The organism is Anabaena sp. UHCC 0451, from assembly GCF_034931405.1.
Taxonomy (GTDB): Bacteria; Cyanobacteriota; Cyanobacteriia; order Cyanobacteriales; family Nostocaceae; genus RDYJ01.
Window position 1 is genome coordinate 188483 of the sequence record NZ_JAYGHA010000005.1, and the last position, 22992, is coordinate 211474.

Below are 22992 nucleotides of genomic sequence, written 5' to 3' on the forward strand. Positions count from 1 at the left end.
TACATTAGTGTATAATTAATCTCAAGAGTAAGTTTAGGAATCAAACTGGATTCCTCTAGTAAATCATTACCTTCTGTAAAAAGTTAGAGGTATCATCATTTACTTGTTCTTAATTTTTCTGTAAACCCCTATTTTGCATTATATTTTTAACCCAATAAATCAGCACGCGGTTTAAAACTTTCAACTTCCCGCAATTTTTCATAAAGCTGTCTTTCTTCATCTGTAATATTTTTCGGTGTCACTATCTGAACTTCCACTAATTGATCACCGCGTTTCCCGTTTTCACCAGGATAACCTTTATTAGCTAATCTAAACCTTTGACCGGATCTGACTGCGGGAGGAATAGTCATTTTTACAGGACCGTCTAAAGTGGGTGCTTCCACTTGTCCTCCCAAGACTGCTTCACTGGGAGTTACAGGGACTTGACAGAAGATGTTAGCACCTTCTAGTTTAAATAACGGATGAGGATCAACGGTAATTTTTAAGTATAAATCACCGCCTCCAATGCCTTGATTTCGCAAGCGGATGGTTTGACCTGTTACCATAGCAGGGGGCATAGTTACTTCGAGCGATCGCCCATCTTCTAAACGTATTCTTTCATTACCACCTTGATAAGCTTTTTCCAGGGGTAAAGTCAGTCTCGCTTCTATATCTCTACGAGTCGTGCGCGGTGGGGTATTAACTGTATAAGCAACTTTAGTTCTGGGAGTGCGAAAGGGGTCGCTAGTTGTAGTATTTCCAGCCGCAGTTCTGGTATCTTGACGACTGCTGACACCAATAACTTGATTAATAAAACTTTCAAAATCAGGAAAATCGCTAGGATCTACCTCTTGACTAGTGCGAGGGTTGTTAGGACGATTATCTCCCCAACCTTTGGGTTTTGGTGTTTGTTTACCACCAGCAAAGCCTTTTTGTTTCCAATAGCGGCTAAACTGGTCGTATTGCGATCGCCGACTCGGATCGGAAAGAATTTCATAAGCCTCACCGATAGTCTTAAATTTTTCTTCTGCTTCTTTGTTACCAGGATTGAGATCGGGGTGATATTGCCTTGCTAATCGACGATAAACTTTTTTAATTTCTTCACTGGAAGCTTCCTTTGTTACTCCCAAAATCTCGTAATAATCGCGGAAATTCTGTAAATTTTGCATAGTGGTTTATTTAAATGTCAGTGGTCAGTGGTCAGTGGTCAGTTGTGCTTTTACTGATCACTGACTCTGTATAAGGTTGAAATTAGATTTTAGACTCAGAACTTTAATCCCCAATCTAAAATCCAAAATCTAAAATCTAAAATTACCTTAGAGCCAATCATCATCATCATCCCAATTATCCTGGTAGCTGGGACGGCTGCGACGTGGTGGTGGACTATCATAGGAGGGTGAAGAACGATTTTCTCTACCAGAGTCTCGGCTATAGTCTCTGGAATAAGAATCCCGTTCCCGATAGGTTTCTCTGGGAGCATAATCTCGTTCCCGTTCTTTATCACCAGTGAAGATGTCGCGGATAGCGCCAAACAAGTCTTCGTCTTCATCTTCAGCATAATACTCACGGACTTCTCGATTTAGCTCATACAGAGCATCTTGCAAGTCAGAGTAAGCTTGATCAATGCCCCGATCATCATCATCTTTTAAACTTTCACGCAATTCGCGGCAAATATTATCAATGCGTTGCCGACGGTTGCGGGCAAACTGCATTCCCATTTCTAAGGCTACTTCCCGCAGTTGCCGTTCCGCTTGTAAAATCAAAGCCTCGGAACGAGTCCGCTTTTCTACTCTTTCTTTGCGTTCCCGGTCAACATTAGCAAATTTCTGAGCATCCTGAATCATTCTATTAATTTCTGACTCACTCAAGGTAGAAGCGCCTTGAATAGTGATACTTTGCTCTCTGCCAGTGGTGCGATCTAAAGCCGTTACCTGTAAAATGCCGTTGGCATCAATATCAAAAGATACTTGAACTTGGGGTATACCTCTGGGGGCTGGGGGGATACCATACAGCTTGAACCGTCCCAAGGATTTGTTATCTGCTGCCATTTCCCTTTCCCCTTGGACAACGTGAATTTCTACACTGTTTTGATTATTTTCCGATGTAGAAAAAATATCGGACCGCCGTACTGGGATAGTTGTGTTCCGGGGAATTAGTTTTTTCATCACGCCACCGATGGTTTCTAATCCCAAGGATAAGGGTGTGACATCTAAGAGTAGTACATCTTTCATTTCCCCAGCCAGAATGCCAGCTTGAATGGCTGCACCCACAGCTACCACTTCATCAGGGTTGACGTTTTCGTTAGGTTCAATACCAATTAAATCCTGTACTAGCTGTTTAACCATGGGCATTCTGGTTGAACCACCTACTAATACAACTTCTTCAATATCTACAGGGGAGAGTCCGGCATCTTTGAGCGCCCTTTTTACAGGTGTGCGAATACGACTGATTAAGTCAGTACACAAGCCTTCAAACTGGGAACGGGTGAGGCGAGTTTCTAAATGTTTTGGTCCATCCTCTGTAGCGGTGATGAAGGGTAAGTTAATATCAGTGACGCTGACGGCAGAAAGTTCGATTTTAGCTTTTTCTGCGGCTTCCATTAAACGCTGCAAAGCTTGGCGATCGCGTCTTAAATCTACCCCTTCTGTCTCTAAAAATTGTTCCGCTAACCAATCAACTATTTTTCTGTCAAAATCATTACCACCTAATTGAGTATCTCCACTGGTGGATTTAACTTCAAATATGCCGTCACCTACTTCCAGAATGGAAACATCAAAAGTACCACCACCCAAGTCAAAAACAAGGATAGTTTCTAAATCACCTCGATCTAATCCGTAAGCCAAAGAAGCCGCTGTGGGTTCATTGAGAATGCGTAGCACATCCAAACCAGCTATTCTGCCAGCATCGCGGGTGGCTTGGCGTTGGGAATCATTAAAATAAGCTGGAACGGTAATAACCACCCCGGTAACAGGTTCACCCAAATAACGACTAGCGTCATCTGCCAGTTTCTTCAGCACCATAGCCGAAATTTCTTCCGGGGCAAATTCTTTATTTAAACGGGGACAGGCAACTTTAATACTGCCCATTTCATCCTTACGAATCGTGTAGGGTACACGCTTGGAATCAGGGTTAAGTTCACCGTACCTGCGCCCAATAAAGCGTTTAACTGCAAAAAAGGTATTTTGGGGATTCAGAACGGTTTGCCGTCTGGCCATCTGCCCAACCACCCTTTCGCCTTCTTTGCTAAAGCCGACAACAGAGGGGGTGGTTCGCATACCTTCTGCATTGGCAATCACCACCGGCTTGCCACCCTCCATCACGGCGACTACTGAGTTGGTTGTACCCAAGTCGATGCCGACTACCTTGCCCATGCGTTCCTCTTCTCCTGCTGCGTGTTTGACTACATCTATATATTATGATTGGGAGGCATATTTTCCGCTTGCTGCCAGATGTTAAAAACCGCCCAATGGTATAATAATTATCATTAATTCCATAAATTCAATAATTTAGATAATTAGAGAAATTGTAGCTTAACCTGTCACTTGCCAAACTAGGATAGCATTTGCACAGAGGGAACAGAGATAGAGCCTCTTGTGCAGGGAGTAAGGGAGAAGATTTTTCCCAGTCCCCAGTCCCCAGTCCCCAGTCCCCAGTCCCCAGTCCCCAATCACCACTTTGACTTTAAAACAAAGATTACAAAATCATCTCCAAGAAATAGCACGGGAACGCGATCCTTATATGGCCAGTGCGGGACATTTCTTTGTCCAAGAATACATCCGTCAGCAATTAGGACAGTGGGGAAGTGTGGAAATCCACACCTTTAAAGTGGGGGGTAAAAGCTGCAAAAACCTGATTTTAAATCTACCCACCCAATCAACAAGACAGAAGGCAAATTTAGCACCGATTTTAATAGGCGCTCACTATGATGGTGTACCTGGTACAGTGGCAGCTGATGATAATGCTACTGGGGTGGCAGTTTTATTAGAATTTGCCAGAAATTTTGCCCAAGTACCAGCTAGATATCCATTACGGTTGGTGGCTTTTGATATGGAAGAATATGGCTTGTTAGGTAGTGCTGAATATGCAGCTTTGTTACGCCAACAAGGGCAACGCCTACGCTTAATGATATCCCTGGAGATGTTAGGCTATCGTGATTTTACTCCTGGTTCGCAAAGATACCCATCCCCGTTAGATAGGTTTTACCCAAATCGGGGTGATTTTATTGGTTTAATTGGTAATTTGCGGACTTTGGGAGATTTAATCAGTCTGAGTCGCAGTATTACTAAAGTCGGTGTATCTAGTCAATGGCTACCAGTACCCAATCGTGGTTTACTGGTTTCTCAAACTCGACTTAGTGATCATGCACCATTTTGGGATCAAGGTTATCCAGCAATGATGGTGACAGATACGGCGTTTATGCGAAATCCCAATTATCACAAACCGAGTGACACTATTGCTAGTTTGGATTTAGATTTTCTTACAGGTATTTGTGAGGGTTTGGAATTGGGGATTAGAAGGTTGTAAAAAAGATAAATTTATTGTTAATAGTCATTATCAGCTACACAAATACCTTTACATTTAATTCCGTTCGTAGCAGTGCGCCGACAATGAGAACATAGAACTTTTTCGGTTGCTGTTTCTTCATTGTTCTCAATATTAGTGCTTGTCTGTAACTGATATTTTTCGGTGTGGAGTTTTACAGTCATAACAATACCTTTGCCATTTATACTTGATGACGTTTTAGTAACTTGATCTTTGTGTACTAGATGATTGGCGTTAGTTGCTGAACTTGATATTATGTATCTTCTCTGCAAGAATGCACGCTAGGAGTCAAACTAATTAAATCATCAATATTTAGTTTCATGGTATTACAAATTGCATCTAATGGTAAATCATTATGATCATAACCAAAAGGATTTTCAATTTCTAAACCAATAGCTTCAATTCCCAATAAGGTAAAACTCACTAAAGCAGAAATAAACCCTGTCCACCAACTAAGACTCTCGACAATTTGGAATGGTAATAATAGACAATAAATTAATAGTAATTGTTTGAGATGAATTGCATAAGCCAGGGGAATTGGTGTTTTTAGAATGCGTTCACAAGCTCCTAAACTATCAACTAGAATATTTAATAATTGCTGCATTGCTGCTAACTGATAGCTATTGATGCGATTGCGGTTATATTGCTGTTGTAAGTAATCGCTAATCCAAAAAGCTACTTCTAGGGGAGGATTATTCATTTCCTTCAGTTTGAAATAACAAGATGTTGGTATGAATTCTTCTAATTCGCTATTTACACTTTCTCCTCGTAAATGCAGTTTAGTTGCTACAGCAAAACCTACCAACAATTTTAAGGCTTGAATTTTTTTATTTTTATCGGTACTGTCAATTTCATCGACAGATACCCAAATTTGTCGTGCTAAATTGCGGACTGTATTAATTATTGAACCCCAAATTTTTCTGCCTTCCCAAAACCTTTCATAAGCTGTATTTGTTCTAAATACTAATAATAAACCTAAAACTATACTGGGAATAACACTCCCCAAAATCGGTTGAGAAACAGGCAATTTCCAATAATGGAGTATGGAAACTAAAACGCCAAATATTCCGCAACCTATAACTCGTAGATAAATTGCTGAAATTACTGAACCTTTAATCTGTAATGCCATTTTAAACCATTGTAGCTTTTCGTTGGCCATGCAGTTTTCCTAAATTTAGTTGTTTGATGAATCTACATCAACTCTTAATAATGACAAACTCCATCATATCATGTCCAATTAAATACTGATCATGATCAGTTACGTAAATCAATATATCCCCGGCTTATTTGAGAAGTCGGGGATCTGGATATTATTTGGTTATATAGGGATAATATTTGATTTATGAAACGATACGTAGGGTACGTCAGACTGCATAAATTCTCTCAATAAACAGATTGCTTATATCTGACGCACTCTACAAATACTTAGATTTTTTCAAAATTCAAATATGAGTCCTATATTGATTTTAGCCCTTCTAATTAACCAATTCCAAATACAGATTCAATAGTTGACTTAATTGAATTTCCTGCATCCTTCAAAGTTTGAGTAATTGGGTGCTTAGATTGCAAAAATACCCTAGCACAATTGCGTCCTGGCATCCCCGAAATTGAACCACCTGGATGAGTACCTGCACCAGTCAAAAATAGATTATTAATTGGGGTTTTGTAGTTAGCTAATTCTGGTAAAGGTCGGAAAAATATCATTTGATCCATAGTCATATCAATATGGTAATAATTTCCTTTATAAGCCCCCAATCTTTCCCCTAATTCTGCTGGACTTTCTACTCTTCTAGCGATAGTTGCCGTTTTCACATTTGGGGCATAAGTTGCTAATTTATCAACTACTCGATCTGCAACTTTATTTTTCAATTCATCAGTCCAACCAGTCCCTTTTAAACCAGTACCTTCTGCACCAGCAATTTGATAAGGGGCGAAAAATTCAATCCAGACAGTATGCTTTCCTGGTGGTGCTAAAGTGGGATCAAGGAAGCTAGGCATCACCACATACATTGAAGGGTCAGAATCAGGTATTTCTCCTAATGTACATTTACAATGAGCCTGTTCTACATGATTCATGGAATCAGCAATCAAAATAGAACCGATCAGATATTCATCTTTATGGTCATGGTAAGGAAAACGCAACGGTTCATCTAATGCTAAATCTATCTTTAAGATAGTTTCATTATTATTAATAATGCGGCGTTCTAATCGTTCCCATAAATCAGGATCAACTCCATCAATATCACTTTTATCTGTCATTTGTAAAAATAAACGTTGAGCATCAATATTAGAAATGACACCATATTTTGCCCGATATTCTTGACCACCAGCAACCCGCACACCCACAGCAGCACCATCATCAATTAACACTTTTTCTACTTGCTGATCTGTGAGAATTACCCCACCTTTACTAGTTACTAAATTCACCAATGCTTTTACTAATGCACCAGTTCCACCACGAGGTCTACTCATTCCGGGATTATGCCGCATAGACATCATCATTACACCAATGGCCAGATTTTTTTGAGATGGTGGCGCACCTAATTCTGATGCTAGTCTAGAAAGGGGTGCTTTCAGAAATTCCTCATCAAACCATTCATTGAGAATATCCTCGGCACTATTGAGCATAGTACGCACAAAATCCAGACTTTTTTGAGTTGAACCAACTACAGAAAATAAATCTTTAAATTTTTGAACGTTATAGTTACCAAAAATATCAATAATTGATTTTGGTGGGGCATTAAACATAGGAATCATGGCACTAATGGCCTGTTGCCAATATTGCGTAAACTCGGCATATTTTTTGGCATCACGTTCGTTATAACGAGCTATTTCTGCACAGGTTTTTTCTAGGGATTTATGAGCTAAGAAATACTTACCATCAGGATGAGGACAGAAAACAACCGGGTCACATTCCAGATATTCTAAGCCATATTTTGTTAGTTCTAATTCTGCAACAACCGGACCCAAGTGAATAAATTCATGGTCAATAGCACAGAGGTTAAATTTAAAACCTGGTGCTTGATCTGGAATACATTCTTCTGTTGTTGCAGCACCACCGGGAACAGGGCGCTTTTCTAGCAGTAAGACACTATAACCAGCTTTGAGTAAATAAGCTGCACACACTAAACCATTGTGTCCTGCGCCAATAATGACAACATCATATTCTTGCATATTTTTGATTCTAGTCTTTCATATTTTTATTTTATAATAAACTGGATTGATAACACTGATCTTTGTAGGTAAGTGAGATCCAAATTTTAATTACACAGCCTTGTCAGAAAATTATTTTACTCCTGACTACTGACTGCTGAATGCTGCTGTAAGTAGAAATAAGAGTCGAGGAAAGTTTTTGTGTATCACTAATACTTGTGAACTGATTGCAATCGCTGGCGAATTTTACCAATGACAATATACAAAATTGGCACAATGTAACTGTAATGGTGCTAGTTCCATCATTACTACTGCTCGAAGTAATATACTGAATACCTTCTACACCATTAATTTGCCGTTCTAAAATAGATGTTACCGTACTTTCTAGAACTTCTGGACTAGCACCAATATACCTAGAAGTGACAATAATCTGAGTCGGACTAATTTCTGGATATTGTGCTGTAGGTAAAGTAGGTATGCTAATTGCTCCTACTAGCAGAATAATTATGGCGCAAACACTGGTAAATACAGGTCGCTTAATAAAGAAATCAACAAACATGAATTTTGGTAATTGGTAATTGGTAATTGGTAATTGGTAATTGGTAATTGGTAATTGGTGATACAATTTTGGATTTTGGATTTTGGATTGTATTTTATGAACTCCAATCTAAAATCTAAAATTTTTCTCCCCAGTCCCTAGTTACTCAGGAATTATCGGTAAGCCGTCTCTGAGATTTTGTACACCTGAAATTATGATTTTTTCATCTGCCTTTAAACCAGCAATTACTTGATAATCATTACCCTTGATATTGCCTAACTTCACAAGCTTTTGTTTAGCTATTAATTGGGAATTACCTTCAAGAGATTTTTCTGTTTGAGCTACAAAAACAAAATTTTCTCCAGCAATGCGAGATACCGCTGTAGTAGGAATGAGAAGTCCAGAACGCTGATCCCAAATTATTCGGGCGCGAATTTGTTGATCTGCTCTCATCTGACCTGCGGAGTTATCATATAATGCTTTAACAAGTATTGATTGAGAAGTATTAGTAATATTGGGAGATATAAAAAATACCTTGCTAGTAGTCAAAGTTTGACCTTGAGAATCAATTAATTCTACTGGTAATCCCTGACGCAATTGTGATCCTCGTTCCAGTGGAACAGGGATATTAACTTCTAAAGGTCGATTTTGAGTAATAGTAGCTAGTGGGGTAGAATTACTGACGAAATCACCTACTTTTACAGGGATATTACCAACAGTGCCACCAAAGGGAGCCGTAATTTTGTAATACTGAAGTTGTACTTGTTCTTGTCTAATATTGGCATCAGCTTGATCTAAAGATTTTTCAGTTTGGGATATGGTAGCTTTTTGGGCTTGAATACGAGAGTTAATTGCACTCAGTTGAGATTTAGCGGTAGCCAATCTGTTCGCATATAAATCTTTAGTTTGCCGAGATACAGCACCTTGAGCAGCTAAGTCAGAATAGCGTTGATATTCTTGTTGGTTCAACTGCACATCAGCAACTTTACCTAACCGTTCTGCTTCCAAAGATTTGAGGGTAGCACGAACATTATCTAGTTGTGCTTTTGCTACTTGAGCAGCAGCAGACAAACTATTAACTGTAGCTTGCTGCTGTCTAGCGTCTATTTGCATAATTGCGGCACCAGCAGTAACAGGAGATCCTGAACTCACAAATATTTGGCTGACTTGACCTTGAACTCTAGGCTGGAGATTAACTGAACGCCTAGATTCTAGGACAGCTATATACTCAGTAGTATCCTCAACAGTGCCTGTTTGCACTACTGATAGTTTTACTTTTACTGCTGGAGGTTGAGCGTCAGCATCTACTGATGGATTATTAGTATTCAGCAAACGCCAAGTTATAGCTGTTCCACCTCCAATTATGAGTAGTGTAGCTAACAATAAGCGAAGCCACCGTCTGGATGTTGGAGGTGGCTGAAGTGATACCTGGGGAATGTCTTCAAAATCAGTTTGTGGCTCAGGGGATGTCATAGGTTCAGGGGACGTAAAGAAAGAAATAAAGCATTATTTCAGTAGAGACGTTCGTGCTGAATATTTGTATAGTCTTAAAGCTCTTTGAAACTATTTTGTTACAAAAAAATTAACAGTCACTGGGAATTCTATCTATAAGAATGTTAAAATTACTCACTTAGCATGATGTAATTACAAAAATTATTTGTGTGTTCCACCAAAATATACAGCATTTACAATTTTTTACAATCTATCTAAAGATTAAATTTTATGATTTAAAATTTGCGCTTCTGAAGAATATGACCTATGTCTAATCCTCAATTACCTACAGATTCAGTAGTTTTGCACCTATCGCGTAGGATCATAATATATCTATAAAACCGGACTCGTTCTGGCTTGATCTCAATAGCAAAGGTTTAGCGATGTTTACTTCATCAGAAACTCCCATCATTGCCGCAGTTGTTCTGGTAGCTTTCAGCATTTTGGGTTGGGGCTTTTACCGCGCCAGACCTTTTGGTAAGCTGGGTATCCTAGCCTGGTTACAGTCTGTAGTCTTAATGGCTCCTTGGTTACTGTTCTTTGGTTGTTTTGCTGCTGGAATTTATATCAATATCGCAGGTGTATTGTTATTGTTAGTGGTGTCAACTGGGTTGTATGTCTTCTTAGGTAGACTGTTACGCAACGCTGGACAAGATGCAATTCTTAAAGCTAGGGCTACAGAAAGACTTGCTACCCAAGCTTCAGAAACAGCAAACGCCGCAGAAAATGATAAACAAGCAGTTGTCACAGAAGTAAAACTGGAAGCAATTACAATACCGGAAGCAGATTTAAGTACCATTAAAGGTATTTTTGGTATTGATACATTTTTCACGACGGAAACTATCCCCTATCAAGAGGGAGCGATTTTCAAAGGTAATTTGCGGGGAGAACCGGAGGAAGTTCACAACCGTCTCACCAAAAAGTTGCAAGACAAATTAGGTGATAAATATCGCCTATTTTTAGTCGAAAACACAGACGGTAAAGCAGTAATGATTGTTCTGCCTAGTCTTACTGATCCAAAACCTTTGCAGTTACCGCAAAAAGCATTTGCTGTCATTCTTTTGGTAGCAACCATTGCTACAAATCTGGAAGCAGCCGGATTATTACTGAATTTTGATTTACTCGCCAACCCATCACGCTTTGCTGAAGCTTTACCTATCGGTTTGGGAATCTTGACAATTTTGATCGCTCACGAAATTGGTCATTGGTTATTAGCACAAAAACACCAAGTCCGTCTGAGTTGGCCTTTTTTCCTACCAGCTGTACAGATTGGGTCTTTTGGGGCAATTACCCGTTTTGAGTCTCTATTACCTAACCGCAAGGCTTTATTTGATATTGCTTTAGCAGGTCCTGCTTTTGGCGGTATTGTTTCTTTAATCATGCTGGTGACAGGTTTACTACTTTCTCACCCTGGTAGTTTATTTCAATTACCAAATAAGTTTTTCCAAGGTTCGATTTTAGTAGGCAGTTTAGCACGAGTTGTATTAGGTTCGGCTGTACACGCGCCTTTGGTAAATGTTCATCCTCTTGTGATCATTGGTTGGCTAGGATTGGTAATTACAGCTTTAAACTTAATGCCAGCTGGACAACTAGATGGAGGGCGAATTGTCCAGGCAATTTATGGCCGCAAAACCGCAGGGAGGACGACATTTGCAACTTTAGCTGTGCTGGCGTTGGTGTCTCTGGGTAATACTCTGGCTATGTATTGGGCGATTGTGATTTTCTTCTTACAACGAGATGCAGAACGCCCCAGTTTGAATGAAATCACTGAACCTGATGATGCCAGAGCCGCTTTAGGTCTTTTAGCTCTATTTTTGATGATTAGCACTCTTTTACCTATCACCCCCGCTTTAGCGGGAAAGTTGGGAATAGGTTAGGCAGAAAGCAGAGGGGCAGGGGAGATGGGGAGAAAATTCTTTCCCAGTCCCCAATCCCCAATCCCCAGTCCCCAGTCCCCATCTTCTACGGTTTCCACCCTACCAGTAAGTTAGGATAGGTTGCTTGCTTGGGGAAGATTTGCTGGAAACCTGCTTGACGTTCTAGGGATTTTTCTTGGCTGATGTTCCAGAGGGTTTCATAGAAGAAGAAAGAAACACCAGCAAATTTGCGATCGCCTCGCGCACCGGAGGTATCGTGTACTTTTTGGACTTGGGTTTTAATCTGCTGCATGGAAACCGAACGATTTTTTAACCCGCTCAAAATACCAATACTCAAGGGAATAACTGTTAAACTTTGTTTATACTCAAAACGGCTTATTCATTTGATTCTATAGGTAGGGGTTTAGCAGTGCTAAACCCTTACACATCTAGGGATTTAGTAATCTTGCAACAGTCCATATCCCAACCGTGTTTAGTATATGTCCTTCCGTGACGATTTATTTGAGCATATCCCGTCCTTGTAATCCCGGTGTGGGATCGAGGGATTTACCAATTACTTGAGCAGCAACTTTGCTAGGATAACTAAAAATAGCCCTGATTTTATCCGTTGCCGCACATTCCACCTCAGAAATTCCCTGATTGGGTAAAAATACAGTAAAAGCTTTAATGAGAGACTCAGATCACAGCCGAGATGTTGCCTTGTAGTTTAATATCCGATAAATATCAGTGAATCACAGCATTTTGGGTTCAGACTGCATTAGGTTACAGGGTGTCGGGTGTAGGAAGTATATTTCTGAGCTTTTGTCCATTTTCAAGGGATATTCAGATAAATATTAGAGTTTTATAGATTAAAGATTTGCGTTTCTCTCTATCTTAGACATCTGATAGTCAATAATCTCCCGACTTTCTCTGAAAAGTTTCTACAAGGATTTGAGAAAATGCACCTTTAAATTCGGTTTATATCCATTGAGTTCTCTTTACTAAAGCTCACAATTCCCTACAAATTGCCTAAACAAATAAACTTGTCATCTACTGAATATATTTTTGTCTCTCCTTTACTCAGCAATTATGGTTGGTTCAGTCATGATAATTGCATCTCTACAAAGTAAAAAAAGTTGGTTTAATTTTCCGGATTTGCCAAAAATTTTGAGTTTATTGTTACACGTAATTATGTAAGCAAGATGAATATCAAACTCGATAAACACACTCCAGATAGTCTGGCATCTTTATTTGTCCTTCTGATGGAAGAAGGAATGACACCAAACCAAATCATGGTAGGTATTGTGCGTTTAGCGACGGATAGCAAAGAATTAGAAGGCACGATTGTATCAGCTGATTGTCTGCGTTTCCTGTTAGCGACAATGCCAGTAGATACAAGTGCGCTAGGGGTGACAGAGTTTATCTTATCTCTAGCTAAAGAAGGTGTTACTACTTTGATGTTGTTAGATGCCTTGGGTTTTGCCTGTTATGTTCGTGGTTTATTTGATGCTGCCAGCATTATCCGTTTGACTTATCAAAGATTGCAAGCCGACAAAATTATTTCACAAATGCTACGCGATTAAAAGTTAACGGATAAAAAATGTTTGTTTTGTCATGCTGATGCCAGATCCAAAAATACCAAACCAAAAAATGCCAAACCAAAAAATGGATGAACTGCTCAAAGATTTATATATTTACTGTGAGATATTTAACCAGTTGTAGTGAAGCGGCGACAAAGTTAATGTACTGCTACAACATATAGGGGTGTTGTACAGTGCTTCAGCAACAACTGGCGACTGGGATGAAGTTCTGAGGGTTGGCTGCAATCCGTCCCTTGGAACAATTCTTAACTGTCCCGTTCTTTTTGTTGATATATCCATTAAAACGGTAACGGAAAAATTTTGTCTGCCAAATTGCCAAAACCTCGGATTATTTGGCTCACGGTTGATTTGATTGCATAGATGGGGCGTTGAGGAGCGCCCCTCTTCCTCATATTGGCGACTGGGAAGAATTAATTAACTCTTGCCTTCTGTTGCATAAAATACTTATTTAACTGAAAATTACGCCTCAAGGGTCATTATAAATAGAATTTGTTTCATTTATTCTGGCAATATGCCTGATGAAAATCAATATGAAAATCAATTGGAAACAAATGTTAATCAGTACAGAAAACTACTTAAAAGCTGCTACTTTAGTCAGCGAAATTAACGATATCAAAGCGGAAAAAATATGTGGTGGGATGATGACTGCTCCTCAAACTATAGAGGAAAATAGCCCTAGCACCATACCTGCAACAGGAAGTCAAAGAAATATCTCATCTCCCAGAGCCTATAATGAGCTTGGTTTAACTCCCTTTTTTCCAGATTTACCTGCGACAAAGTTACCACGTTTAGGACAGCTTGATCCCAATAACAGAACTGTGTCTCCACGCAAAAACCAGATCACTATCACTATACCGCTACCATCACCTATTTATAATTAACAGCGTGTTAGGGATTTAGCCTTGTTAAGCTTCTAGTTCATCAGATGGAGTTGAATTTATCTCTGGGGATTTATGAATTTATGATCAATAATCCTTACAGTTAAGGACTAAGGTAAATAATCACCTAAGTAAGTGAGGCGACAATTTATGTCTAAGCAAATGATTAAATCTCCGCCCCTGGTTGATTTGTCAATAGGAGAACAGCAGCTTTTCACGGGTGGACAATCTAATTTGATGAATTTCGGGAAAATGCCTAATTTATTAAGTAATGGTTTTCCTAATGTTGTGGGTTTTAAGCCTGATGGTAGTACGGGGACAAACAATACCGATGAAAAGATTATCTCTCATCATAATAATGTCGGCACAATTCTTTACTAATTGTCCAGTAGTTGTCTATCTTGAGCTAAAGTAACGGATATTGTAGTTCACGAAGTACCGAAAATAACGGTTTTTCTGAGCTTGGCGTGATATTCCTAGATTAACCGCTTGACTGCAAGTGAAAGTCTAAACATGAATGCCAACACTGAAAATGTGAGCTACAGTAAAAAACCTAAAATTTTTAATCAACCAGAGCGTTTTATTGAAGGTTGGTATTGGGTAATGCCTTCTCGAAAATTGCGGGTTGGTGAAGTCAAACCTGTGACAATTTTAGGAAAAGATTTAGTAATTTATCGGGGTGAAGATAGACAAGTAGTTACTTTTGATGCCTATTGTCCACACATGGGCGCTCATCTTGCAGAAGGCAGGGTTGAAGGTAATGAATTGCGCTGTTTTTTTCATCATTGGAAATACGATGCACAAGGTTTTTGTGTTGATATTCCTTGTTTGGATGAACCGATTAATCTGAGGGCTAAAACTTGGCCTACTTCCGAAAAATACGGGTTAGTTTGGATTTGGACTGGAGAAACACCACAACAACCTTTACCTTTTATTCCTGAGTTAGAACTTGAGGAATGTGATAGTGCTTTTAGTTCACGGTTTATCACCAACTGCCACCCCAATATTTTCCTAGTTAATGCTATTGATGCTCAACATTTCAATACGGTTCACAAGCTGTTATCAGAGTTCAATTTTGAAAAGCAGGAACTCAATGAAAATGCGATTAATTTTAGTAATATTACAGATAAAAGCCCTAGATTTTGGTTAATTAAGCTTATATTTCCCTTCTACAAAAAACCTATACATTACAGTATTTGTTATTGGTATGGTACTACGGGAATGGTGACGATTGGCACGGAATTCTTGCATTTGCATATTATGTTTGCTTTGCGTCTAATTGCTGGAGGAAAAACAGAAGGTCTGACAATTTTAATTACTAAAAAACGCCGTGGCATTTTCGGGCGTTTATTTAATCGTTTGATTTTGTGGTTGAGTAAATTATTAGCCGAATTCTTTATCAAGAATGATAGTAAAATTTTCGAGAGAATTCAGTTTAATTTAAAATCTCCCATCGATCTTGATCAGCCCATTATACAATTTATTACCCACTTGGAAAGACAGAAGGCTTTGAAGTGGGGAAGTTGGAATTTTGAGCTATTGCGTGATGTATCGGTGCGAGATCCAGAAAAACGCGCAGAAAAACGCGAAAAATGGCACGATGAGCTAGTTAATGATTGAAAAATTTACATTTTGGCAATAAAAATGAAGTGGTTTTGCCACTTCATCAATTCCCAGGTAGAACCTTAGCCATGAGTATAACGACTAAATAATTTTCAAATCGTATAAAATCAAACAGAATTTAAATTTATTTTTTATGCCTGTTTGCATAGATTACCTTGCAATTGCGGAAATTCGACTAAATCAAATAAATAATGTGCCATTTCCGATTTCAGGGACAATATCCGGTACTGCGGCCACAGGCAGATTTTCGGGGAGCGATCGCTTGGGCAATTTTTCGGTACTATAATCTCTAGGCTTTACGTCTGCAACTGCGTCTAGCACTAAAAAAGATCGAAGCAGATGAACAGGAGAAACTAGAACAATGAAATATACAATAATTATTCAATGGTCTGAAGAAGATCAATGTTATGTAGTTTCACTGCCTGATTTTACTAATTTCATGCAGCCTTGTACTCATGGGGAAACTTATGAGGAGGCTTTAAAAAATGGTCAGGAAGTGTTAGAAATCTTGATTGATTCATGTTTAGCAGATGGTGAACCGCTTCCTGAACCGCAAGTTTTAGGCAAGTTTTTGAAAGTGGCGTAATTTTTACATTGATTAATTTTTAGTCCGGTTTAACGGATTTTAGCTATTAGATGGGAACTTCAGTTCTGGGCATATCTCAGAATAGTTAAATTGGGTATTTCGCGCAAAGAGGCAAAGGAAACATCCCTTTTTTTAAATGAGGATTTTCATTTCCTCAAATCCAAAAGGATGCCAAATAATCACACACATCAGGAGGAATTGGCGCATCTGGGTTTTCAGCATCAGGGAAAGGGAACAATTCAGGTGGTCCACTATACCCCCGATAACTTACTGCCAAGCCTTTACCTTGGTAATTCATTTCCCAGGATTGAATTATTACATTAGGTTCAATTTCGATAATGTCCATCTGGTCAGCAAATTTATCTCGGAATTGTTGCAGCGTCATTTTAACCGCTTTTAATTCATTGATATAAGTTAATAATTCAGGACGACTGTCGTAAAAGCTGCTCTCTTCACTGTCTTCTACTTCCAGAAATCCAGTCTGTTTAACAACAGGAGTAACATTTTTATTCGTAGGCTGAAGTTGAAAACCTTTAGGGTTTCCATGGTTGGAGTTCAGTTGTTTACGACGCTTTGCTTTTCCCATTGATAAAAACCCTAAATTAAATCTATCTAATCTTACAATTTATTGGTGAGAAAAGATAGATTTTTATTATCAATAACTCAAAGTTTATGTTATAGTGTACTTAAGTGTACACAATTTATCAATTCACTATTATGGACATCCAATCTGTAGGAATCAAAGAATTTCGTGCCAATTTACATAAATACACACAACAAACATCTGAACCAATTGCAATTACTTCTCATGGAGTGCCAATAGGTTACTATATACCAACACAACCTACTCCTCAGAAACAAGATTCAATGGCTTTACAAGAAGCAGTACAAAAAATCCAACAATTGCTGGAAACAAGAGGTATTAATGAAGATGAATTATTTGCCGATTTCCAGAATGCTAGAGAAATTACAATATAACGATGAGAAAGTTAATTGTTCTGGATACTAATATTCTGATTCGAGCAATATTAGCAGAACGTGTTCCCAATTTATTAGATAAATACAATTATAACTGTAGTTTTGTTACTCCCGCTTCCTGCTATGATGAGTTAAATGAGCATTTACCCAAAATTTTACAAAAACGGGATCTTCCTTTAGATCCATTTTTAAATGCTATTGAGAAACTAACAAAGGTAGTCATACCAATAGCTGATGAAATTTATAGTGAATATGAGTATGATGCTAAACGGCGAATACAAGAAAGAGATATAAAAGACTGGACAATAGTTGCTCTTTCTCTGTCTTTAAATTGTCCAATATGGACGGAAGATCAAGATTTTTTTGGCATTGGGATTGCTACATGGAACACTCGAAACGTAGAAATTTATTTAAGTAATTAATTCCTTAGTTGAAGCAAGAACGATTGAATTTTATTCCATTAAACAACAAAATCAAATAAATAATGCGCCATTTCCAACTTAGAACAAGGCGGAATTTCTACCTCTCTTCCTGACCTATCTAAAAACACCGCTTGATTATTATCACTGCCAAAACCACTATTAACTTTATCAATAGGATTCGCTACAATTGCATCTAATTTCTTTCTTTGCAATTTCTCTTTTGCAGGAGTAATAATATCCCCAGTTTGTGCGGCAAAACCAATTAAATATTGATGCGGTTGTTTACGATTTCCGATTTCAGCGACAATATCCGGTACTGCTGCTAGAGGAAGATTTTCGGGGAGCGATCGCTTGGGCAATTTTTCGGTACTATAATCTCTAGGCTTTACGTCTGCAACTGCGGCTGACATGATAATTATATCTGCACTCGGTAAACGCTCTAACATGACCTGCTGCATTCGGTCTGCACTAATTACGGGAATTGCTTCTACTCCCAAAGGTACATCCCAACTCGCCGGACAATGGACTAATATTACCTTTGCGCCCCTGTGCAGTGCAGCCTGTGCCAATGCTAAACCCATTTTACCAGTTGAGGGATTGCCAATAAATCGCACGGGGTCTAAATATTCTCGCGTTCCCCCAGCACTTATTAAAACCTGTTTTCCGGCTAAATCTCTGATTCCTTGGGTGTGTAATAAAGATTGAATATAAACAAATATTTCTGCGGGTTCTGCCATTCTACCAGCACCAATGCGATCGCACGCTAATAAACCCGATGCTGTACCCATACCATAAAATCTAGTATCTGTCAATAATAGCTGCCAATTTCGCTGTACTGCTACTTGTTCCCACATATCTGTATTCATTGCAGGTGCTAACAATACAGGACAAGTAGAGGCTAAAACAGTATTTGTCAGTAAACTATCTGCTATCCCATAAGCTAACTTAGCTAAAGTATTAGCAGTTAAAGGCGCAATCACAATTAAATCAGCCCATTCACCTAACTCAATGTGTAATGGACGGGAATAAATTGGTTGCCAAAAATCATCATCGGTATAAGCTTGATGGCGGGATAAAGTTGCTAAAGTCAAAGGTGTGATAAATTCTTGGGCAGAATTAGTGAGAACAACTCGTATTTCTACCCCAGATTTAAACAAACTAGAAACCAATTCACAGATTTTGTAGGCCGCGATACCGCCACCTACACCAACAACAACGCGCCTAGATTTGGGATTGGGGATTTTAGATTTTGGATTTGCAGATGATGGCATTGTCAGTCTAAATTCCGATTAACTTTGATTTTAGACCGTCAAACCCAATCTAAAATCTAAAATCTAAAATCTAAAATCTAAAATCTAAAATTTCTATGCTTCGTCGTAGGCTTCTAAATCTAAAAGGTGGATATAAGGCTCAACTAACTCGGGACGCTGAAAAGCGATTGCTCGCAGTAAATGCCAATCATTTAAACCCTCAAAAGCATTGCTATAATTATCCAATTCCAGACGGGTAGCCAAATCTTGTACATCTGTTGCTGTCATGGCAGCAATTTCTTTCCTGGAAATGCTTAGAGTTGTCATAATGCTTGCCCCTCCCTTTTGCAGCATTCGGATTCAGCCTGGGGTGGAGTTGCGCTAGAATATTCCACCAAATCTATATTACTCATTAGTGGACATCAAATTTGTAAATATTTTGCTGATTTATGTTCTAAATTGTAAAAAATTTATAACTTAGTCTCACCAATTACGTTGACAACAAAATTTCTTAGCACCTCTAACATTTCTAAATTAATTTCATGTCCCATGTCAAATTCATGGTAATTTACTGCCACTCCTAATGCTTGTGCCACATCTCTGGCCTTGATAGCAGCCGACAATGGTACAACTTCATCCTGTCTACCGTGCATAATTAATGTCGGTGGAAAATTACCTTTATTGAGGGCAGCTACCCCAGGATGTAAATACCCACTCATGACAACTAAACCAGCCAGGGGTAAGCTTAATCCTACATCCAAAGTCATAGCACCACCTTGAGAAAACCCACTCAAAATAGTCCGCGATAAAGGAACACCTGTATTAGCTTCTAAAGATTGCAACCAATCAATTAACAATTGGCGACTTTCTACCAATCCTTGATACATACTTTCATCCCGCAAGTCATACCACGCCCTACCGGTCGAAGAATGGGGATATGGATAAGGTGCATTGGGCAACAAAAATTCATAATCAGGTAAGTTGAGATAAGGCAACAAAGAGGCCACATCTTGAGCATTTGCACCCCAACCGTGTAACGTGACGATTAAGGCGGCTGGTGTTTGCTCTGTTTTTGGCGAAACTTTGATGAAATTTAATGTTGTATCCATAAAGATAAATTACCGTTAACTGGGAAACATATTAAAGGGAAAAGGGAATAGGGAACAGGGAACAGGGAATAGGGAACACAGGACAGGTCATCCTTTTGTATGATTGAAGTAGACGCTACATTTACTCAAATTCCCATGCAGCGCATGGGAACGAGAGTTGACTAAATCAAAGCAGCAGCTTGTTTCTGAAAGAAAGCTTGTAATACTGTTTCTGCAATTTGCTGACTGGTTAAACCTAAATTAGCCTTAGATTGATCAGGTGTAGCATGATCTACTAAAATATCAGGAACACCAATCCGCTTCACAGGTACAACAACATTAGCATCAAGTAAAGCCTCAGCTACAGCAGAACCAAAGCCACCCATTAAACAACCTTCTTCCAAAGTCACAACCCGGCCGATTTGTTTGGCTAAAGGTAAGATTAAATCCGTATCTAAAGGCTTAACAAACCGAGCATTAATGACAGTTGCTTCAATGCCATGTTCGCTGAGAATTTCTGCGGCTTGCATACCTGGGTAAACCATTGTGCCATAGCCAAGAATTAACACATCATCGCCTTGACGCAGAATTTCTCCTTTACCGATTTCCAAAGGTTCCCATCCTTCTTCCATCAAAGGGACACCGTGACCATTACCACGGGGGAAACGCATGGAAATAGGTCCATCAGTATATTCAATACCTGTAACTACCATCCGTTGTAGTTCCGCTTCATCCTTGGGAGCCATTACCACCATATTGGGAATACAACGTAGATAGGCGATATCATACATCCCTTGGTGAGTTGGACCATCAGCACCAACAATACCAGCCCTATCTAAACAGAAGAAGACGGGCAGATTTTGAATGCAGACATCATGGATAATTTGGTCGTAGGCACGTTGTAAGAAGGTGGAATAAATTGCCGCCACGGGACGCATCCCTTCACAAGCTAAACCAGCAGCCACAGTGACAGCGTGTTGTTCAGCAATACCCACATCAATATATTGATTAGGTAGTTTAGCTTGGAGTTTATCTAAACCTGTACCTGTGGCCATCGCGGCGGTAATGCCGACAATTTTCGGATTTTGTTCCGCCAGTTTAACTAAGGTGTGAGAAAAGACTTTGGCGTAAGCAGGAGGTTTAGGTTTGCTGGAAGGAATAGCCTTACCAGTGGTCAAATTAAAGGGGTTTTGGGCATGATAGCCTACTTGGTCTTTTTCAGCCATTTCATAGCCTTTACCCTTGACGGTGGCTACGTGAACCAACACTGGACCAGTAATTTGATGTGCTTGTTGGAAGGTGGCAATAAGTTCTTCTAGGTTATGGCCATCAACTGGACCCATGTAGGTAAAACCAAGTTCTTCAAAGACTGCACCCACTTTGGGAACGGCTAAACGCTTCATTCCTTCTTTGATGCGTTCGAGTTCAGGTGAAAAGGACTCACCCACAAAGGGAATATGCTTGAACTGTTCTTCAAAATTATCTGAGAGAAACTGTACTGGTGGACTCAGACGCATTTTGTTGAGGTAACGGGGAATAGCGCCGACGTTGGGAGAGATTGACATTTCGTTGTCATTGAGAACTACCAGCAGGTTAGTTTTGGGTAAATGTCCTGCGTGGTTGATGGCTTCTAAGGCCATACCTCCAGTTAAAGCACCATCGCCAATGACAGCTACAGCTTTAAATTTTTCCCCTTTTAAGTCGCGGGCTAAAGCCATACCTAATGCGGCTGAGATACTGGTGGAAGCGTGTCCTGCACCAAAGTGGTCAAACTTGTTTTCGCAGCGTTTGAGATAACCAGCAACACCATCTTTTTGTCTGAGAGTGTGGAAGTCATTGTAACGACCAGTGATTAATTTGTGGGGATAAGCTTGATGTCCCACGTCCCAAATAACTTTATCCCGATCTAAGTCTAATGTCTGGTAAAGTCCTAGAGTCAATTCTACAACTCCCAAACCTGGACCCAAATGCCCTCCAGTTGCTGCAATGGTTTGTAGGTGCTTATCTCGAATTTGACGGGCTATTTGCTGTAACTGCCGAATAGACAAACCGTGCAACTGGTTAGGATGGGTGATTTCACTCAGATGCATATTATAAGGTTTTCCTCTCTAACTCTACTTTTTGGCCTTTTTGATTTTCCCACTTCCGGTGGCTACAAAAATCCAACTGTGATCAATGTTGTTGTATAACTATAACTTTGACGCGGGGAATTGGGCAGGAGGGCTAGTCACTGTTGATTAACCTTAGTTAGCGACACCCAGGTTGCGACTTGATGTGAATGTAGCAGTAAATATTTTCAATCTGGCAAAAAAAAGGGGATGACATCCCCCCACTAACGCTTAAAACTCTACTTTACTTGACACAAGCCTGTATGGTCTGCGAATACTTTTGTGCAAATCAGAATAACTTGCCCTTTTCAAACATCCTCTTAGAAATTACAGTTAAATTGCGAGATTAGATCCTAATCGTACAACCAAGTTTTATCGGCAAAATCATCATTAGCTTGGTTGGGTTTTTCTTGTAACCTTTCAGGTAATCTGTAGGATTTTTTGGGATTAATGGATAAAGACTTGGAAATTTCATGCACAGGTTTGTTGCTTGATTCCTTTTTTATTTCATTAATTTCTTCTATCATTTTCGAGTTAGATTCTGCTAATTGTAGTGCAGTTTTCTTGGTTTCATAAAGTTCCTTAGTTAAGCTTTCTGCTAAGGATTTCTGTTCAGATAAAGTAGTTTGTAACTCAGAAATTTCTTGCTGGAGGGAAACTACTTGATGCCGTGATTTTTTTAAAGTTTCCTGCAACTCTTTAATAGTGAATTCTAAATTAGCCTGAACTCCGGTTTCTGCTGAGGAAGAAATATTTGTTTCAACTACTTTTTCCGCAGTGACTTCAATCACTGATTCACCTTGATCAGGGGTAAACTTTTGAGCTTCTTCTTGCAATAAGTCAGAAAGATTTTTCTTAGTCATTATTTTCTCCAATTATATTGTTTATGATTTTGTTGT

23 protein-coding genes and 2 pseudogenes are annotated in these 22992 nt (G+C 39.2%); 9 read left to right on the forward strand and 16 right to left on the reverse strand.

All coding sequences use genetic code 11. The annotated features are described in order from the left end of the window. Positions 1-146: 146 nt before the first annotated feature. Both VB694_RS05720 and dnaK read right to left on the reverse strand, forming a co-directional pair. Entirely contained in the window at positions 147-1148 is a 1002-nt protein-coding gene (locus tag VB694_RS05720) for a J domain-containing protein (protein ID WP_323359340.1), read from the reverse strand. Between the two features lie 147 nt (positions 1149-1295). Continuing rightward, positions 1296-3350, reverse strand: coding sequence for a molecular chaperone DnaK (dnaK, locus tag VB694_RS05725; RefSeq protein ID WP_323359341.1), 2055 nt, complete (start codon positions 3348-3350; stop codon positions 1296-1298). A gap of 304 nt (positions 3351-3654) precedes the next feature. Between dnaK and VB694_RS05730 the strand changes: the two genes are divergently transcribed. Then, complete coding sequence (locus tag VB694_RS05730) at positions 3655-4503, forward strand: M28 family peptidase (protein ID WP_323359342.1); 849 nt, start codon at positions 3655-3657, stop codon at positions 4501-4503. Between the two features lie 17 nt (positions 4504-4520). Here VB694_RS05730 and VB694_RS05735 read toward each other — a convergent pair whose 3' ends face one another. From VB694_RS05735 to VB694_RS05755, 5 genes and pseudogenes are all read right to left on the reverse strand, one after another. Further along, positions 4521-4685: a hypothetical protein gene (locus tag VB694_RS05735; protein WP_323359343.1), complete on the reverse strand. Its 165-nt coding sequence runs from the start codon at positions 4683-4685 to the stop codon at positions 4521-4523. A gap of 89 nt (positions 4686-4774) precedes the next feature. Continuing rightward, on the reverse strand, positions 4775-5680 hold the full coding sequence (locus VB694_RS05740) for a bestrophin family protein (RefSeq protein ID WP_323359344.1): 906 nt from the start codon (positions 5678-5680) through the stop codon (positions 4775-4777). Between the two features lie 320 nt (positions 5681-6000). After that, complete coding sequence (gene crtO, locus VB694_RS05745) at positions 6001-7695, reverse strand: beta-carotene ketolase CrtO (protein ID WP_323359345.1); 1695 nt, start codon at positions 7693-7695, stop codon at positions 6001-6003. A gap of 256 nt (positions 7696-7951) precedes the next feature. Beyond that, positions 7952-8233 (reverse strand): annotated as a pseudogene (locus tag VB694_RS05750) (efflux RND transporter permease subunit); the annotation flags it as partial. A 141-nt stretch (positions 8234-8374) separates the two neighbouring features. Further along, positions 8375-9685: an efflux RND transporter periplasmic adaptor subunit gene (locus VB694_RS05755; RefSeq protein WP_323359346.1), complete on the reverse strand. Its 1311-nt coding sequence runs from the start codon at positions 9683-9685 to the stop codon at positions 8375-8377. Positions 9686-10086: 401 nt separating this feature from the next. On the opposite strand from VB694_RS05755, the gene VB694_RS05760 reads away from it, so the two are divergent. Beyond that, on the forward strand, positions 10087-11580 hold the full coding sequence (locus VB694_RS05760) for a site-2 protease family protein (RefSeq protein WP_323359347.1): 1494 nt from the start codon (positions 10087-10089) through the stop codon (positions 11578-11580). An 85-nt stretch (positions 11581-11665) separates the two neighbouring features. Here the strand turns inward: VB694_RS05760 and VB694_RS05765 are convergent. Further along, positions 11666-11947 (reverse strand): annotated as a pseudogene (locus tag VB694_RS05765) (glycoside hydrolase family 10 protein); the annotation flags it as partial. A 130-nt stretch (positions 11948-12077) separates the two neighbouring features. After that, positions 12078-12203, reverse strand: a complete 126-nt coding sequence (locus VB694_RS05770) for a hypothetical protein (protein ID WP_323359376.1) — start codon at positions 12201-12203, stop codon at positions 12078-12080. Between the two features lie 558 nt (positions 12204-12761). Here VB694_RS05770 and VB694_RS05775 point away from each other — a divergent pair. The 4 genes from VB694_RS05775 (at position 12762) to VB694_RS05790 (ending at position 15658) form a co-directional block, all read left to right on the forward strand. Continuing rightward, positions 12762-13142, forward strand: a complete 381-nt coding sequence (locus VB694_RS05775) for a hypothetical protein (RefSeq protein ID WP_323359348.1) — start codon at positions 12762-12764, stop codon at positions 13140-13142. A 548-nt stretch (positions 13143-13690) separates the two neighbouring features. After that, on the forward strand, positions 13691-14041 hold the full coding sequence (locus VB694_RS05780; RefSeq protein WP_323359349.1) for a hypothetical protein: 351 nt from the start codon (positions 13691-13693) through the stop codon (positions 14039-14041). A 147-nt stretch (positions 14042-14188) separates the two neighbouring features. Continuing rightward, complete coding sequence (locus VB694_RS05785; protein WP_323359350.1) at positions 14189-14419, forward strand: hypothetical protein; 231 nt, start codon at positions 14189-14191, stop codon at positions 14417-14419. A gap of 132 nt (positions 14420-14551) precedes the next feature. Then, on the forward strand, positions 14552-15658 hold the full coding sequence (locus VB694_RS05790; protein ID WP_323359351.1) for an aromatic ring-hydroxylating dioxygenase subunit alpha: 1107 nt from the start codon (positions 14552-14554) through the stop codon (positions 15656-15658). Positions 15659-15841: 183 nt separating this feature from the next. Here VB694_RS05790 and VB694_RS05795 read toward each other — a convergent pair whose 3' ends face one another. Next, on the reverse strand, positions 15842-15982 hold the full coding sequence (locus VB694_RS05795) for a hypothetical protein (RefSeq protein WP_323359352.1): 141 nt from the start codon (positions 15980-15982) through the stop codon (positions 15842-15844). A gap of 40 nt (positions 15983-16022) precedes the next feature. Here VB694_RS05795 and VB694_RS05800 point away from each other — a divergent pair, with 40 nt between their 5' ends. Further along, positions 16023-16247: a type II toxin-antitoxin system HicB family antitoxin gene (locus VB694_RS05800; RefSeq protein ID WP_323359353.1), complete on the forward strand. Its 225-nt coding sequence runs from the start codon at positions 16023-16025 to the stop codon at positions 16245-16247. A 154-nt stretch (positions 16248-16401) separates the two neighbouring features. Here the strand turns inward: VB694_RS05800 and VB694_RS05805 are convergent, their stop codons facing one another. Next, complete coding sequence (locus VB694_RS05805) at positions 16402-16833, reverse strand: hypothetical protein (protein WP_323359354.1); 432 nt, start codon at positions 16831-16833, stop codon at positions 16402-16404. A 131-nt stretch (positions 16834-16964) separates the two neighbouring features. Here VB694_RS05805 and VB694_RS05810 point away from each other — a divergent pair, with 131 nt between their 5' ends. Together VB694_RS05810 and VB694_RS05815 are read left to right on the forward strand one after the other, a co-directional pair. Further along, complete coding sequence (locus tag VB694_RS05810) at positions 16965-17225, forward strand: prevent-host-death family protein (protein ID WP_323359355.1); 261 nt, start codon at positions 16965-16967, stop codon at positions 17223-17225. Positions 17226-17227: 2 nt separating this feature from the next. Then, positions 17228-17647 (forward strand): PIN domain-containing protein, encoded by a 420-nt coding sequence (locus VB694_RS05815; protein WP_323359356.1) that lies wholly within the window; start codon positions 17228-17230, stop codon positions 17645-17647. Between the two features lie 38 nt (positions 17648-17685). Here VB694_RS05815 and coaBC read toward each other — a convergent pair whose 3' ends face one another. The 5 genes from coaBC to VB694_RS05840 form a co-directional block, all read right to left on the reverse strand. After that, on the reverse strand, positions 17686-18918 hold the full coding sequence (gene coaBC, locus VB694_RS05820) for a bifunctional phosphopantothenoylcysteine decarboxylase/phosphopantothenate--cysteine ligase CoaBC (RefSeq protein WP_323359357.1): 1233 nt from the start codon (positions 18916-18918) through the stop codon (positions 17686-17688). A 93-nt stretch (positions 18919-19011) separates the two neighbouring features. Next, positions 19012-19224, reverse strand: coding sequence for a DUF2555 domain-containing protein (locus VB694_RS05825; RefSeq protein WP_323359358.1), 213 nt, complete (start codon positions 19222-19224; stop codon positions 19012-19014). 143 nt (positions 19225-19367) lie between these two features. Next, positions 19368-20006: an alpha/beta hydrolase gene (locus tag VB694_RS05830; RefSeq protein WP_323359359.1), complete on the reverse strand. Its 639-nt coding sequence runs from the start codon at positions 20004-20006 to the stop codon at positions 19368-19370. A gap of 161 nt (positions 20007-20167) precedes the next feature. Beyond that, a complete protein-coding gene (dxs, locus tag VB694_RS05835) occupies positions 20168-22075 on the reverse strand; it encodes a 1-deoxy-D-xylulose-5-phosphate synthase (RefSeq protein ID WP_323359360.1) in 1908 nt (635 codons plus the stop codon). A gap of 371 nt (positions 22076-22446) precedes the next feature. Beyond that, the gene (locus VB694_RS05840) at positions 22447-22956 is read right to left on the reverse strand and encodes a hypothetical protein (protein WP_323359361.1); all 510 of its coding nucleotides are present in this window, start codon (positions 22954-22956) and stop codon (positions 22447-22449) included. Positions 22957-22992 lie beyond the last annotated feature (36 nt).

Coding starts and splice junctions, on each gene's coding strand:
- VB694_RS05720 (WP_323359340.1), bottom strand. CDS start 1,148: ATGCAAAATTTACAGAATTTCCGCGATTATTACGAGATTTTGGGAGTA.
- dnaK (WP_323359341.1), bottom strand. CDS start 3,350: ATGGGCAAGGTAGTCGGCATCGACTTGGGTACAACCAACTCAGTAGTC.
- VB694_RS05735 (WP_323359343.1), bottom strand. CDS start 4,685: ATGACTGTAAAACTCCACACCGAAAAATATCAGTTACAGACAAGCACT.
- VB694_RS05740 (WP_323359344.1), bottom strand. CDS start 5,680: ATGGCCAACGAAAAGCTACAATGGTTTAAAATGGCATTACAGATTAAA.
- crtO (WP_323359345.1), bottom strand. CDS start 7,695: ATGCAAGAATATGATGTTGTCATTATTGGCGCAGGACACAATGGTTTA.
- VB694_RS05755 (WP_323359346.1), bottom strand. CDS start 9,685: ATGACATCCCCTGAGCCACAAACTGATTTTGAAGACATTCCCCAGGTA.
- VB694_RS05760 (WP_323359347.1), top strand. CDS start 10,087: ATGTTTACTTCATCAGAAACTCCCATCATTGCCGCAGTTGTTCTGGTA.
- VB694_RS05775 (WP_323359348.1), top strand. CDS start 12,762: ATGAATATCAAACTCGATAAACACACTCCAGATAGTCTGGCATCTTTA.
- VB694_RS05780 (WP_323359349.1), top strand. CDS start 13,691: ATGAAAATCAATTGGAAACAAATGTTAATCAGTACAGAAAACTACTTA.
- VB694_RS05785 (WP_323359350.1), top strand. CDS start 14,189: ATGTCTAAGCAAATGATTAAATCTCCGCCCCTGGTTGATTTGTCAATA.
- VB694_RS05790 (WP_323359351.1), top strand. CDS start 14,552: ATGAATGCCAACACTGAAAATGTGAGCTACAGTAAAAAACCTAAAATT.
- VB694_RS05800 (WP_323359353.1), top strand. CDS start 16,023: ATGAAATATACAATAATTATTCAATGGTCTGAAGAAGATCAATGTTAT.
- VB694_RS05805 (WP_323359354.1), bottom strand. CDS start 16,833: ATGGGAAAAGCAAAGCGTCGTAAACAACTGAACTCCAACCATGGAAAC.
- VB694_RS05810 (WP_323359355.1), top strand. CDS start 16,965: ATGGACATCCAATCTGTAGGAATCAAAGAATTTCGTGCCAATTTACAT.
- VB694_RS05815 (WP_323359356.1), top strand. CDS start 17,228: ATGAGAAAGTTAATTGTTCTGGATACTAATATTCTGATTCGAGCAATA.
- coaBC (WP_323359357.1), bottom strand. CDS start 18,918: ATGCCATCATCTGCAAATCCAAAATCTAAAATCCCCAATCCCAAATCT.
- VB694_RS05825 (WP_323359358.1), bottom strand. CDS start 19,224: ATGACAACTCTAAGCATTTCCAGGAAAGAAATTGCTGCCATGACAGCA.
- VB694_RS05830 (WP_323359359.1), bottom strand. CDS start 20,006: ATGGATACAACATTAAATTTCATCAAAGTTTCGCCAAAAACAGAGCAA.
- dxs (WP_323359360.1), bottom strand. CDS start 22,075: ATGCATCTGAGTGAAATCACCCATCCTAACCAGTTGCACGGTTTGTCT.
- VB694_RS05840 (WP_323359361.1), bottom strand. CDS start 22,956: ATGACTAAGAAAAATCTTTCTGACTTATTGCAAGAAGAAGCTCAAAAG.